We start from the raw sequence: 13,577 nt of genomic DNA, 5'->3' as shown, positions 1-13,577 counted from the left end.
CCGGCAGGACGGTGGACCTTCGCGAGACCGCAGGGCGGCATCCGACGGCGCTCGAACCGTTCGACCAGGACCCCACTGCCGTGTACGTTTCGACCGCCCACCCGATGCACCGCGCGACCGCCGCCGCCGCGATGCCCTCCCGCGCAGGCGTCCTCCTCGGGCTCGCCCTCGCGGCTGCCTGCAGCGCCGCCCCGGATCGCCCTCCGCCGCCCGCCAAGCCCCAGGCCGCCGCCCCCTCGGACGTGCCGCCGCTCTCTCCGGCGCGCTACGCGCTCACCGAGGGCGTCGGCGTCCTCTTCGACGCCGCCGCGCCCGGCGACGATGGCGCGCCCGCGCCCGGCCCGCAGCCGGCGCTCCACGAAGGGGTCCGCGTGCGCCTCGACGGCGGCGTCGTGCTCGCCGCCGCGCCCGCGTCCGAGCTGCTCCGCGGGTTCCGGTCGATCCCGGCGCGCCTCGGGGGCGGGTTCGTCCTGTGGTCCGAGGGCCGCGTCTACCGCGCCAGCGACTTCCTCGGCGCGCTCGCGCCCATCGCCGACGTCGGCGCCCCCGGCGGCGCGCGGCCGTACCTCGACGCGATCCTCCTGCGCAGCGACCGCGGCCTCCTCGAGATCGACCCGTCCTCGCTCGCCCTCCGGCGCTTCGGCGCCGCGGGCGTCATCGACGCGGTGGCCGTCGACGCGCGGCGCGCGGCGCGCCTCGACCTGTTCGGCCGCGCCTCGGTCACGCTCGACGCGGGCGCCACCTGGGTCGACGTCCTCGAGGCCCACGGGCTCGCCACGACGCTCCTCCAGGAGGGCGGCGGGGAGGTCGCGCTGCTCGGCCCCTCGGGCAGCCCCGCGCTCCGCGTGACCGACGCCGGCCTCGTGCCCGCCGCGCCCGCGCCGCCGCGCGACGGCCCGAGCCCCTCGCTCCACCTCCCGCCGGCGCGGGACCCGCTGCCCGGCGCGTCCTCCACCCGCGGGCTCGCCCCGGAGGCCCTCGCGCTGGCCGCGGCGACCGGCGCCCTCCTCCCCGGCGGCAGGCTGCTCGTCGCCCGCGACGGCGGCCTCGCCGTGCTCGCCGCGGCGACGGCCCAGCCCATCGCCGACGCGGAGATCGCGGGCCTCGACCCGCGCTATGCGCGCTGCCAGCCGTTCCGGGCGGGCGCGGACGTCCTGCTCGCGTGCGCGCACGACGCCGCCCACGTGCTCCGTCTCGAGACGACGCTCTCCGCGCCGCGCCTGGAGGCCACGTTTCCGCCCCGCGGCCGCGACCGCGATCCGATCGCGGCCTCGCGGGGGGCGTTCCTCGGCGACGATCGCGGCCGCCTCGCCTTCGCCGGCCGGTGCGGCAGCGCGCCTCCGGGGCTCCACGACTTCCAGGAGAGCCCGGACGGCGCCGCCTCGCCGGACGGCGAGCGGTCGCCCTGGCCTCCCGCGCTGCCGCCGCTGGACGAGCCGCGCTCCGAGACGGCGCGCCCCCCGCGCGGCGAGCCCGCCGAGGACCGCACCGCGCGCGTCTGCGTGCGCACCGGCGGCGGCCGCTGGGTCGAGCGCCGGCTCGAGGGGGAGGACGCCGCGCGCCTCTACCGCTGGATCGCCGGCGAGCGCGGGACCGTGACCGCGCTCGTGCTGGAGGCGCCTCCCGCCGTCGCGCGCGATCGGGAGCGCCGCCCCGCGAGCCCGCCCGAGGGCGTCCGCGTGATCCGCGTGCGCGAGCGCGACCCGGCGCTCGCCGGCGGCGTCTTCCCGGCGCTCGCCGACCCCGCCTCGCCGCGCCTCGTCGACACCGATTTCTGGGAGGACGACGACGGCGCCGTGCGCGGCTGGCTCCACCTGCCCGACGCGGTCGACGGCGCCTCGCCGGCCCCCGCCGCGCCGCCGGACGTGGACGCGCCCGCCGCGCGCCTGCTCTCGACCCGCCGCGGCGGCCGCCTCGCCGGCCTGCGCATCGACGCGCGCGGCGGCGTCACCGTCCATCCCCTCCCGGCCGCCGTCGCGCACGTCGTCGCCGGCGGCCGGTTCGCGCTCGCCGCCACGGGCGACGACCCGCCGGCCTACTTCGAGTCGACCGACGGCGGCCGCTCGTGGCGCCCCGTCGAGGGCCCGCCCGCTCGCCAGATCGAGCCCCCGCTCGACGAGGGCGCCCCCTTCGCCTGCTCGCCGATCGGCTGCGCCATGGGCGAGCACGGCCTCGTCCGCCTCGGCTGGGGCGGCCCCCCGCCGCCCCCGCGCAGCGCGCCGCTGCCGTACGCCCCCGCGGCGAGCCCCGCGCCCCGGACCGCGCCTCCGCCGCTCGTCTCCTGCCGCCTCGACGGCGACCCCCCCGCGCCCCCGCCCCCCGCCGCGCTCCCGGCGCCGCGCCCCCCGGCGGGCCGCGCCGGCCGGACCGCGCTCGCTGCGCCGGGCGCCCCCGCGGCGGCCCGGCTCCTCGGCGGCGCGCCCCCGGCCGTCTCGCTGTGGACCGCCGCGTCCTCCCCCCTGGGCGCGCTCCGCGACGGCGTCTTCACGGCCAGCGTGCTCCCGCCGTTCGCGGGCGCGGCCGCGCCCCGCCGCGTCTCCCTCCGCGACCGCTCGCTCGCCGTGGCGACCGGCGAGGCGGTCCCCGTGCTGCTCGCGCCGGGCGCCAAGGCGCCCGCGGATCTCTTGCTGCTCCTCGACGCGGACGAGCCGCACGGGCGGCGCGCCCTCCGCGTGCCCGCGGGCGCCGCGCCGCTCGCGCTGCTGCCGTTCGATCACGCCGGCGCGATCGCCGCCGCGGCCGAGCTGCCGGGCGGCGACCTGCTCGCCTTCGACGCCGGCAAGCGGAGCCTCCTCCTGGTCACGCGGCAGGCCACCCTCGCCGTCGCCGGGCTCCCGCCCGTCCCCGACGTCGCCGGCGCCCGGCTCACCCTCGGCCGGCGGCTCGACGCCCCCGGCTTCGCGCTCGTCGGCTACGCCGTCGCCTCGGGGGAGGTCGTCGCCGCGCCGCTCGACGTCGCCCGGGGTGAGGCCGGCCCCGCCGAGCCGCTCGGGTCCCTCGCGTCCCTCGCCGAGATCGGCGCTGGCGGCTGCGGCGGCGCTCGGCCGTCGCACCGGTTCATCGCCGAGCTGCCGGTCACCCTGCGGCTTTCGTCGAGGAGCGGCGCGCCGCTCCTCGAGGAGGACGCGCCCGCGGCCGCGCTGCTCGCCGGCGGCCGCGGCGCGCTGTGCGTCGAGGCGATCGAGATCCGCGCCGCGGCCCGGGGCGCGCAGGATCTCGGCGCGGTCTTCGGCCCCGGCGGGGCCGCGGCCCTCCGCGGGGGCGCGCGGCTCCGCTGCGAGCTCCTGTCGAACCGGACCTGACGATCGGCGCGTCCCGGAAACTGCGCCCCGCCGTGCCTACGTGCTAGGGTCGGCCCATGCCCGCCCTTCGATCCTTGGCCCTGCCGATCGCGGTGGCTGCGTCGATGCTCGGCCAGCTGGCCTCTTGCTCCGAGCGGCCCACCAACTTCCCGGACCGCGACGGCGTCATCGCCGCCCAGGCCGAGTGGTGCGCCGCGCTCGCCAAGCTCCAGCGCGCCGGCGCGTCCTGGGAGCACCTCAACGCGTGCAAGGCCGCCTACCCGACCTCCTCGCCCACCTACCTCCGCGCGATGACGAGCTGCTTCTCGCGGCGCATGGAGGCCGCCACCGAGAGCTCGCCCGACCGGAGCCAGATCATCCTCGAGTGCAACGACGAGATCGCCGTCAAGATCAACCCGGACGAGCCGACGGCGAAGCCCGTCATCGACGCCCGGTGCGCGCGCATGTCGCGGTGCGAGAAGATCCCGGTCCCCGACTGCCAGGCCGCGTTCACCAAGCTCGAGGCGGCCCAGCGCGCGATGTTCACCACGATCTACAACGCCTCCGGCCGCTACGAGATCATCGACTGCCTCGAGAACGCGAGCTGCACGGACAACGAGGAGGCGGGCCGCCAGGCCTGTTACAAGCCCACCTCCGACGCGCTGCTCTGGTTCCCGGACTGAGCCCGCGCTCCCCGGCGGGCGCCGCGCCCCCTCGGACGCCGCGCGTCGGCGCGGCGCCTCGCCCGCCGTGAGGCCCCGCGCCCGCGCCGCCTGCCCCCTCGTCCGCGCCTCGTCTCCATGAAATCCCTGGTAGCGTGCTGCGCATGCGAACCGCCCGACCTCGAACCGGTCCTCTGTCTCAGCTCGGCGCGCGACGTCAGCGCGCCGAGCGTCCTCACGCTCGCCCTGCCCACGCGCGCCCCGGAGCGGCGTCCCGCCTCGCCGGAGGCGGCCGCCGGCTCCTGCTCGCGCGCGTCGTCGCCGCCGCGCTCGCCCTGATCGGCGCGTGGCTGCCCGCGACCGCGGCGCACGCGGCGGGCACCGTCACCATCGCCGATCGCTCGCCCAAGGAGGACGACGGCCGCTGGAAGCTCAAGATGACGATCAACTACGGAGGGACCCCGCACCTCTCGCACATCCCGATGCTGTTCTCGTTCACGCCGACGGTGCACTACGAGCGCGCGCTCACCGACCAGTCGCCCGAGAAGCCGATCCTGAACCGCATCCCGCTCCAGAACCAGCAGTCGATCAACGAGAGCATGGACGTCGGCTTCTCCGACGGCAGCGGCAAGGTCTTCTCGATCACCAAGTTCGATTTCGTCCTCCGGCGCGATCGCGGCTTCGAGGCCGGCGAGTACGAGCTCGTGATCAAGCGCGCGAGCGACGGCGTGCAGATGGGGCAGAAGCAGAAGATCACCCTGCAGGGCGAGAACGAGATCATCGATCGCCGCGCGATCGTCTTCACCGGCGAGAAGAAAAAGAAGGACGACAAGGCGGCGGACAAGGCCGACGCCGAGAAGAGCGGCGAGACCGAGAAGGCGCAGGGGTCCGAGGGCGAGCCCGCGTCCGAGCCCGCGGAGGCCGAGGCGCCGTCCGACGCCGAGCTCCCGCCCGACGAGGCGCCGCCGCCGGTGGAGCCGAAGCAGGGCGGCTGCGGCTGCCGGCTGTCCCCCGAGGAGGCCGCGACGCCCCTCGCCTTGCCGCTCGTCGCCCTCGGCGCGGCGGCCGCCGTCGCTCGACGGAGCCGCGCGCGGCGCCCGCGCCGCGGCTAGCGCCGCCCGCCGCGCCGGCGCACGCCGCAATCGGGCGTGGCGCGCGCGTCCGGTCGGGCGCGGCATGTGCGCCGGTCGCTCCCGCCCGCGCCCGCAGCCAGGGCGGACGGGTCCTCTTCGAGGCGACCTCTGTGCTGGACGGCGCGCGCAGCCTCGGCGCGGCGCCCGCCCCGCGTGATCGCGCTTGCAGGGACCACCCGAGCGCGCAGACAATCCCCCGCCGACGCCGACTGCCCGCGACTCCCTCGCGGGCCCGCCGTCCCCAATCCAATCGATGAGCTCCCTAGTCCCTGCCCACCAGCACCCTCTGCTGTACGCGATCTTCGTGCGCGTCTGGCTCCATGAGCTCTCGCGCGCCGCCAAGGCCAGGGTGACGCTCGCCAGCGTGCCCGACGCGGCGCTCGACCGGCTCGCCGCGCTCGGCGTCGACTACGTGTACCTGATGGGCGTCTGGACGCTCGGCCAGGAGGGCCAGCGCCTCTCGCTCGCGCACCCCGACCTGCGCGCCGAGTACGACCGGGTGCTGCCGGACTGGACCGAGGCCGACGTGGTCGGCTCCCCGTTCGCCGTCGCGCGGTACGAGGTGAACCCCGCGTTCGGCGGCGACGCCGGGCTCGCGGATCTGCGCCGGCGCCTCGCGGCGCGCGGCATCGGGCTCATCCTCGACTACGTCCCCAACCACGTCGCGCGCGACCACCACTGGGTGAAGGAGAAGCCCGAGTGCTTCATCGTCGGCGACGACGGCGCCCCGCTCAGCGGGCGCGACCCCTACATCCCGCCGTGGCCCGACACGGCCCAGCTCGACTACCGCCTCGCGGCGACGCGCGCCGCGTCCACCGAGGCGCTCCGCAGCGTCGCGTCGCGCTGCGACGGCGTCCGCTGCGACATGGCCATGCTCGTGCTCGACGACGTCTTCCGGCACACGTGGTCCAAGCGGCCGCCCGCGGCGCGAAAGGCCGAGGCCACCGGCGAGTTCTGGGCCGAGGCCATCGACGCCGTGCGCCGCGACCACCCGAGCTTCGTCTTCATCGGCGAGGCGTTCTGGGATCTCGAGTGGCGCCTGCAGATGCTCGGGTTCGACTACACCTTCGACAAGAGCCTTTACGATCGGCTGAGCCACGCCTCGGCGTCCTCGGTCCGCGGCCACCTCGCGGCCACGCCCGACTACCAGCGCCGGAGCGTCCGCTTCATCGAGCACCACGACGAGCCGCGCATCGCGGCCGTGCTCCCGCCGGACCGGCGCCGGGCCGCGGAGTTCATCGCGGCGACGGTGCCCGGCATGCGGTTCATCCACCACGGCCAGCTCGAGGGGCGGACGGTGCGCGCCTCGCTGCACCTCGCCCGCGCCCCCGAGGAGCCGGTCGACCAGGCGTGCCTCGCGTTCCACGAGCGGCTGCTCGGCGCGGTGCGCCGCCCCATCCTGCGCACCGGCAGCTTCGCCACGCTCACCCCGCGCGGCCCGGGCGCCGACGCGTTCGTCGCCTACCGGTGGGAGCCGCTCCCGGCCTGCGGCGCGCCCCGCAGCGCGGCGCCGCTCGTGGCGGTGGTCAACTTCGCCCCGTCGCGCGGCGGCTGCCGCATCCCGCTCGACGTCGCCGGCGTCGCCGGCCGCAAGGTGCTGCTCGCCGACCTCATGACCGGCAACGAGCACCCGCGCGACGGCGACGAGCTCGTCGATCTGTCGCGCGGCCTCGGCGTCGAGCTCCCCGCGTACGGCATCCACCTCTTCGAGATCCGGCGCTGAGGCGAGCGCGGGCCCGAGCCCTGGGAGGTCCCCATGTCTGATCCCGGCGTGGGCGTGCCCCTTCGCCTCATCACCATTCCCTGGAGCCACTACTGCGAGAAGGCGCGGTGGGCGCTCGATCGCGCCGGCGTGCCGTACCGGGAGGACGCCTACCTCCCGCTCGCCCACGCGCTCCCGTCGCTGCGCGCCGGCGGGCGCCGCTCCGTGCCGGTGCTCGTCACGCGGGCGGGCGCGGTCTCCGACTCCACCGACATCCTGCGCTACGCCGACGCGTTCGTCCCGTCGGAGCACGCGCTCTTCTCCGGCGAGCCCGGCGCGCGCCGCGACGACATCGAGGCGCTCGAGGCGCGCTTCGATCGCGAGCTCGGCCCCGCGAGCCGCCGCGTCGCGTACTTTCACCTCCTACCCGACGAGGAGGGCGCGTTCGACCTGATGGGCGGGTCGTTCCGCTCGCTCGAGGGCGCCGGCGCGGCGCCGCCCTGGTGGTTCGGGCGCGGCGTCTTCCGCGCTTACTACCCGATCGCGCGGGCGGTCATGAAGCGCGCCATGCGCATCGACGCCGCCGGCGCCGAGCGCTCGCGGGGCAAGCTCCGCGCGGTCTTCGACGCGGTGAACGAGCGCCTGCGCGACGGGCGCCCGTTCCTCGTCGGCGATCGGTTCTCGGCCGCCGATCTCACGTTCGCCGCGCTCGCCGCGCCGCTGATCGTGCCCGAGCGCCACCCGGTGCCCTTCCCGTTCGCCGGGCTGCCGGCCGTCCTCCGCGAGCTCATCGAGGCGCTCCGCGCCGAGCCGGCCGGCGCCTTCGTCCAGCGCCTCTACCGCGAGCAGCGGCACCGGAAGGCCGGTCCCCCCGCCGGCGGGTGACGCTCGGCGCGCGCTGACGGTCGCCGCGCGCTCAGCCGCGCGCCGGCACGCTCGCGAGCAGATCCCGCACCGCCGGCCCCGCCTTCAGCGGCTCGCGGCGCGCGCCGAAGTGCCGCGCGTGATCCCGGATCACCCCGATCGCCGCGTCCGGGGCGAGGCCGTGCCGGGCGCGCAGCCACGCCGCCAGCACGACGGCCGCGCGGCCCGCGCCGGACGCGCAGTGCACGACGATGGGCGCGCCGCCGGCCTCCGCGCGCCGCAGCGCGGCGAGCGCGCGCTCCAGGGCGTCGGGCGAGGGGATCGCCCCGCCCTCGAGCGGCACGTGCGTCACCCGGAGGAACTCGCGCTGGTAGCGGCCGAGGAGCGGGACCCGATGGAGCGCCAGCTCCCCCTCGTCGAGCAGGCAGAGCACCTCGCGCATGCCCTGCCGCGCCATGAAGCCGAGCCACGCCTCGACGGGGGCGTCGCTCGGATCGGGGTGCTGCGCGGCGCCCGGCGGCGCGACCACGGACGAGCGGATCCCGGAGGCCGACCAGAGCGCCATCCCGAAGCCGGGGCGCTCCGCGCCGTGCACGACCCGGTCGAGCGACGACGCGGGCGCGAAGTTGAAGGGGGCCGACGTCGACGTCTCGCGCCCGCTCCGGTAGAAGAGCTCGAACTCCTCGACGGACGCCTCGAGCTCGGGGTCGTCGATCGAGCCGGGCCGCGCCCGCCGCACCTCGTGGATGGCCTCGGTCGACGACCGGCCCAGCGCCACGAGGCGGCAGGCGAGCACCACGCCGGTGCGCCCGATGCCGCCCTCGCCGTGCACGACGGCGGGCCGCGGCGCCCGTTCGAGGAACGCCACGGCGCGCAGGAGGTCGACGCTCGGGATGCGCGTGAAGTCCGCGAGCGGGCAGTGCAGGTGGACGAGCGAGCCGAGCGCGTGCGGCGAAGGGGCCCGCCGCGAGAGCGACACCATGCTGCGGAAGCCGAGCTCCACGAGCTCCTGCACCGCCCGCGGCGCGTGGGGGTACGCCATGCCGGCGAGCTCGCCGGGCAGGACGAACGAGAAATTCTCGAGCTCACTCATGGCCGCCGCCCGGTGCGCACACGGTCGTGACCTGCGTCGCGCGGTGGGGCACCCGCCCGCACCGGCCCGGGAGGTCGCAGCGCGCCGCGCCCCCCGCCTCGTCGCGGATCGGCGCGGCGGGGCGCTGCGCCGGGCCGTCGCCCCTCGGTTGCGCGCCGGGCCCGCGGGCGGGCGGGGCGGCGGGGGCGGCGAGGCCGAGGACTGCCGGGAGCGGGGGCCTGGGCGCGAGCGCATTCCTCATGGTGGGTCCGCATTGTAACGGCAGTTCACGGCCGCTTGGCAGCCGTCACGGCGGGCGGGGTTCGTCCTGGTCGCGGGGGCCGAGCCGCGGGGCCGAGCCGAGACGATCGCACGTCGCTCCTGGTTCCCTCGGCACGGTCCGGCGTGTATGAAGGGCGCGTGGTCCGCTACGCCCTTGCCCGGACACCGATCCTGCGCCCCCTGATGCTCGTCGCGCTCGGGCTCGGGTCGGCGTGCAGCGGCGCCGCCTCGCCGGCGCCCGCGCCGCCGGCCCCCGGCGGGGAGGCGCCCGCGCCCCCGGCGGCGCCCGCGGCCCCCCGGCCCCAGGCCGCCCTCCCGGCGGAGGCGCCGCCCAGCGTGGCCGAGGCGCAGGCCTTCCTGGCCGGCGTCGACCGGGACCTGCGCCGGCTGCGGCTCCAGTCCGCGCGCGCGGGGTGGGTGAACCAGACCTTCCTCACGGACGACACCGACGCGCTCGCCGCCTCCGCCGACGAGGCGAGCATGGAGTACCTCAACCGCACGATGAAGGCGGCGAGGCGCTTCGACGGCCTCGCGCTGCCCGCGGATCTCGCCCGCCAGCTGAAGCTCCTCAAGATCTCGACCACCCTGCCGGCCCCGAGCGACCCGGCGGAGCGCGCGGAGCTCGCCGCGCTCGCGGTCGAGATGACGAGCCTTTACGGCAAGGGCAAGTACTGCCCGAAGGGCAAGGCGGCGCGCCCGGCCCCGGCCAGTGCCGCCGCGGCGGCGGGGGCTCCGCCGGCGCAGAAATGTCTCGCGCTGGACGATCTCTCCGAGATCATGATGACCAGCCGAAAATGGGATGAGCTGCTCGACGCGTGGACGGGCTGGCACGCGATCGCGCCGCCGCTCCGGCCGAAGTTCGAGCGGTTCGTCACCCTCGGCAACAAGGGGGCCGCGGAGGTCGGCTTCACGGATCTCGGCGCGCTCTGGCGGGCCGGGTACGACATGCCGCCGGAGGCGTTCGAGGCCGACACCGAGCGGCTCTGGGGTCAGCTGAAGCCGCTCTACGACGAGCTGCACTGCTACGTGCGCGCGCGGCTGCGCGCGACGTACGGCAAGGACAGGATCGGCGACAAGGCCCCGATCCCTGCGCACCTGCTCGGCAACATGTGGGCCCAGGCGTGGTCGAATGTCTACGGCCTCATGGAGCCGTACAAGGGCCAGCCGTCGCTCGACGTGACGCGCAAGATCAAGGCGAAGAAGCTCGACGAGAAGCAGATGGTCGCGCTCGGCGAGCGGTTCTTCACCTCGCTCGGGCTCGACCCGCTGCCGGCCACGTTCTGGGAGCGGTCGCTCTTCAAGAAGCCCACCGACCGCGAGGTCGTCTGCCACGCGAGCGCCTGGGACGTCGGCTACAGGAACGACCTCCGCATCAAGATGTGCATCCGGCCGAACGAGGAGGATCTCATCACGATCCACCACGAGCTCGGACACATCTATTACTATAACCAGTACTACAAGCTGCCGATTCTGTTCCAGGAGGGCGCCAACGACGGCTTCCACGAGGGGATCGGGGACACGCTGGCCCTCTCCGTGACGCCGAGCTATCTGAAGACGCTGGGGCTCGTCGACAGGGTGCCTGAGGACGAGAAGGGGCTCATCAACTTCCTGTTGAAGACGGCGCTCGACAAGGTCGCGTTCCTCCCGTTCGGCAAGCTCATCGATCAGTGGCGGTGGGACGTCTTCTCGGGCAAGACGAAGCCGGCCGACTACAACAAGGCGTGGTGGGCGCTCCGGCTCAAGTACCAGGGCGTCGCGCCGCCCGTGCCGCGCAGCGAGGCCGACTTCGACCCGGGGGCGAAGTTCCACGTCCCGGCGAACGTCCCGTATACGCGGTATTTCCTCGCGCACATCTACCAGTTCCAGTTCCACCGCGCGCTCTGCAAGGCGGCCGGGCACACGGGGCCGCTTCACGCGTGCTCGATCTACGGCAGCGCGGCCGCGGGCGAGAAGCTGCGCGCCATGCTGTCGCTCGGCGCGAGCCGGTCGTGGCAGGAGGCGATGAAGGCGATGACGGGGGAGACCGAGGCCGATCCGAGCGCGATGCTGGAGTACTTCGAGCCGCTCCGGAGGTGGCTCAAGGAGCAGAACAAGGGTGAAGTCTGTGGGTGGTAATCGAGCGTAGGTGAGCTGTGCGCGTCTTCGTCGCCGTTGATCCGGGAGCCGAGCTCCTCGCCAAGGTCGGAGAGCTCCTCAGGGAGATCTCGCCCCGGGCTCCGTCCGCCAAGTGGGTGGAGCCTGCCGGGCTGCATATCACGCTCGCCTTCATGGGCGAGATCGGAGAGGAGCGCCTGCCGCTCGTCATCGCGGCGGCCGGGAGCGTCGCCGCCTTCCACAGGCCGCTCACGCTGCGCATCGAGAAGGGCGGCGCGTTCGGCACGCGGCGCCGCCCGCGCGTGCTCTGGCTCGGCGTGGGCGGCGCGGTCGGCGCCCTCACCGCGATCCACCGCGATCTCGAGCAGACGCTCTCGCTCTCGACGGGCTACGTGCCGGAGGACCGGCCGTTCGAGCCGCACCTCACCCTCGCCCGCTCGCGCGACCCGCGCGGCGATCCGGCGCTCGACGCGTGCGCTCAGGCGATCGGCAACGTCGACTTCGGCGAGACGCGCGTCGAGGAGATCGTCGTCTACCAGAGCGAGATGACCCCGAAGGGCGCGCGCTACACCGCGCTCGCCCGCGTCCCGCTCGAGGGGATCGGCGCCCCGGAGCAGGGGCGCTGAGCGCCGCCCGCCCGGGCGCGAGGGCGGGAGCGCTTCAGCGCTTGCGCGGCCCGGGCGCGGGGATGAGCCCGAGGCGCACCGCCTCCTTGTAGGCGAACGATCGGCTCAGCCCGAGCAGCCGGCCCGCCGTCGCCGCGTTCCCGCCGGCGGCGCGGAAGGCGCGCGCGAACGCCTCGCGGCGCGTGCGCTCCAGCGTCTCGGCCAGCGTCTCGACGGGCTCCTCGGCCGGCGCGCCCCCGAGCAGCAGCCGCTCCCCGGCGGCCTCGACCCGCGGCGCGCCCCCGAGCAGCAGCCGCTCCCCGGCGGCCTCGACCCGCGGCGCGCCGGACCGCTCCGGCGCGCCGGAGGCGGTCGTCTCGGCGGGATCGACGTCCTCGCGCCGCACCACGAGCCGCCGGCCCGCGGCGCCGTTGCCCTCCGCGAGCGTCCGGCGCAGCGCGGCGCGCTCCACGGTGTTCTTCAGCTCGCGGACGTTGCCCGGGAAGGCGCCCTGCGCGAGCGCGCGCAGCGCCGCCTCGGTGAAGTCCACGCGCTCGGCGCCGAGCTCGGCCGCGACCTCGGCGGCGAAGCGCTCGCAGAGCGCCGGGATGTCCTCGCGCCGCTCGCGCAGGGGCGGCACGCAGATCGGGTAGACCCAGAGCCGGTGGAACAGGTCGGCGCGGAAGCGCCCCTCCGCGACCTCCCGCCGGAGGTCGCGGTTCGTGGCGGCGACGACCCGCGCCTCGACGCGGCGCGGCCGATCCTCGCCGACGGGCTGGATCTCCCCCTCCTGCAGCGCGCGCAGCAGCTGCGCCTGGGCCGAGAGCGGGAGCTCGCCGATCTCGTCGAGGAAGATCGTCCCGCCGCGCGCCGCCTCGAACCTGCCGGCGCGCGCCGCGGTGGCGCCGGTGAACGCGCCCTTCCTGTGGCCGAAGAGCTCCGACTCGACGAGCTGCGCCGGGATCGCCGCGCAGTTGACGATCACGAGCGGCCGGCTCGCCCGGGGCGACCGCTCGTGCAGCGCGCGCGCGACGCGCTCCTTGCCGACGCCCGTCTCGCCCGTGACGAGCACCGGCACGGACAGCGGGGCGAGCATCGCGATCTCGCGCTCGATCCGCTGCATCGCGGCCGACCGGCCGGGCAGCGCCGGGCCGCCGGGCGCCCTGCGCGCCTCGGGGTCGAGGACCCGCGCGGGGCCGGCGTCGAGCCGCAGCGCGCCGGCGCAGAGCGCCGCGAACACGCGCGCGTCCTCGTCGCGCAGATCGCGGAGGCCCTGGGGATCGCAGGCGTCGAGCGTGAGCAGCCCGGCGAGGCGGCCCTGCACGCGGAGCGGGACGGCCATGCAGGCGTGGATCGGGTGGATCTCGCCGGCGTTGCCGAGCAGCCAGCCGCTGTAGGGGTCGGGCTCGCTCGGGTCGAGGAACCGGATCGGCCCGGCCGCGAGCGTCGCCCTGCGGAGCCGCGGGTGCTCCGCGGGGCGGAAGCTGAGCCCCAGGGCGGCCGGCGACAGCCCGATCTGCGCGGCGACGCCGACCGAGCCGTCCTCGGCGGCCGCGAGCACCGAGAGCGCGTCCGCCGCCGTCACCTGCGCCAGGGCGCGCAGGATCCGCTGCAGCGCCTCGCCGCTTTCGGGCGCTTCGGACAGGCTGAGCACGGCGTCGAGCAGCGTCACGCGGGTTCCTCGAGGAGACAGGTGCGGCGGCGGTTTCCTTCCGGAAACCACCGCAGGAAACACCGAGGGGACCGGCGGGGCAAGCGGCGCAGGGCCTCTCGCCGCCAGCGCCGCTGCGCGCGATCGGGCGCCCGGTTTCCTGGAGGAAACCGCCGCGGCCCGCGGCGCGCGCCGAGCCGGCGGGATCGGCGCGATCGGCCGGAGAAACGC

At 76.4% G+C, this 13,577-nt stretch carries 10 protein-coding genes; 7 read left to right on the top strand and 3 right to left on the bottom strand.

All coding sequences use genetic code 11. The features are described from left to right. Positions 1-80 precede the first annotated feature (80 nt). From WME83_RS31250 to WME83_RS31230, 5 genes are all read left to right on the top strand, one after another. On the top strand, positions 81-3,302 hold the full coding sequence (locus WME83_RS31250) for a hypothetical protein (RefSeq protein WP_437313361.1): 3,222 nt from the start codon (positions 81-83) through the stop codon (positions 3,300-3,302). A gap of 56 nt (positions 3,303-3,358) precedes the next feature. Further along, complete coding sequence (locus WME83_RS31245) at positions 3,359-3,964, top strand: hypothetical protein (protein WP_437313360.1); 606 nt, start codon at positions 3,359-3,361, stop codon at positions 3,962-3,964. A 143-nt stretch (positions 3,965-4,107) separates the two neighbouring features. Beyond that, on the top strand, positions 4,108-5,055 hold the full coding sequence (locus WME83_RS31240) for a hypothetical protein (protein ID WP_437313359.1): 948 nt from the start codon (positions 4,108-4,110) through the stop codon (positions 5,053-5,055). 274 nt (positions 5,056-5,329) lie between these two features. Next, positions 5,330-6,799, top strand: a complete 1,470-nt coding sequence (locus WME83_RS31235; RefSeq protein WP_437313358.1) for an alpha-amylase family glycosyl hydrolase — start codon at positions 5,330-5,332, stop codon at positions 6,797-6,799. A gap of 33 nt (positions 6,800-6,832) precedes the next feature. Continuing rightward, complete coding sequence (locus WME83_RS31230) at positions 6,833-7,663, top strand: glutathione S-transferase family protein (RefSeq protein ID WP_437313357.1); 831 nt, start codon at positions 6,833-6,835, stop codon at positions 7,661-7,663. A 31-nt stretch (positions 7,664-7,694) separates the two neighbouring features. Here the strand turns inward: WME83_RS31230 and WME83_RS31225 are convergent, their stop codons facing one another. Together WME83_RS31225 and WME83_RS31220 are read right to left on the bottom strand one after the other, a co-directional pair. Next, positions 7,695-8,735 carry a phosphatase domain-containing protein gene (locus tag WME83_RS31225; protein WP_437313356.1) on the bottom strand — a complete coding sequence of 347 codons (1,041 nt, stop codon included), beginning with the start codon at positions 8,733-8,735 and terminating at the stop codon, positions 7,695-7,697. Continuing rightward, positions 8,728-8,976 carry a hypothetical protein gene (locus tag WME83_RS31220; protein WP_437313355.1) on the bottom strand — a complete coding sequence of 83 codons (249 nt, stop codon included), beginning with the start codon at positions 8,974-8,976 and terminating at the stop codon, positions 8,728-8,730. Before WME83_RS31220 ends, WME83_RS31225 begins: the two co-directional genes overlap by 8 nt. 203 nt (positions 8,977-9,179) lie before the next feature. Here WME83_RS31220 and WME83_RS31215 point away from each other — a divergent pair, with 203 nt between their 5' ends. Next, positions 9,180-11,111 carry a M2 family metallopeptidase gene (locus WME83_RS31215; RefSeq protein WP_437322069.1) on the top strand — a complete coding sequence of 644 codons (1,932 nt, stop codon included), beginning with the start codon at positions 9,180-9,182 and terminating at the stop codon, positions 11,109-11,111. Positions 11,112-11,128: 17 nt separating this feature from the next. Next, a complete protein-coding gene (gene thpR, locus WME83_RS31210; RefSeq protein ID WP_437313354.1) occupies positions 11,129-11,716 on the top strand; it encodes an RNA 2',3'-cyclic phosphodiesterase in 588 nt (195 codons plus the stop codon). 34 nt (positions 11,717-11,750) lie between these two features. On the opposite strand, the gene norR is transcribed toward thpR, so the two are convergent. Next, positions 11,751-13,367, bottom strand: coding sequence for a nitric oxide reductase transcriptional regulator NorR (norR, locus tag WME83_RS31205; RefSeq protein ID WP_437313353.1), 1,617 nt, complete (start codon positions 13,365-13,367; stop codon positions 11,751-11,753). Between the last annotated feature and the right edge of the window lie 210 nt (positions 13,368-13,577).

Source organism: Sorangium sp. So ce385, assembly GCF_051474135.1.
Lineage (GTDB): Bacteria > Myxococcota_A > Polyangia > Polyangiales > Polyangiaceae > Sorangium > Sorangium cellulosum_D.
This window is presented reverse-complemented; position numbering and strand designations above follow the sequence as displayed.

Coding starts and splice junctions, on each gene's coding strand:
- WME83_RS31245 (WP_437313360.1), top strand. CDS start 3,359: ATGCCCGCCCTTCGATCCTTGGCCCTGCCGATCGCGGTGGCTGCGTCG.
- WME83_RS31240 (WP_437313359.1), top strand. CDS start 4,108: ATGCGAACCGCCCGACCTCGAACCGGTCCTCTGTCTCAGCTCGGCGCG.
- WME83_RS31235 (WP_437313358.1), top strand. CDS start 5,330: ATGAGCTCCCTAGTCCCTGCCCACCAGCACCCTCTGCTGTACGCGATC.
- WME83_RS31230 (WP_437313357.1), top strand. CDS start 6,833: ATGTCTGATCCCGGCGTGGGCGTGCCCCTTCGCCTCATCACCATTCCC.
- WME83_RS31225 (WP_437313356.1), bottom strand. CDS start 8,735: ATGAGTGAGCTCGAGAATTTCTCGTTCGTCCTGCCCGGCGAGCTCGCC.
- WME83_RS31220 (WP_437313355.1), bottom strand. CDS start 8,976: ATGAGGAATGCGCTCGCGCCCAGGCCCCCGCTCCCGGCAGTCCTCGGC.
- WME83_RS31215 (WP_437322069.1), top strand. CDS start 9,180: ATGCTCGTCGCGCTCGGGCTCGGGTCGGCGTGCAGCGGCGCCGCCTCG.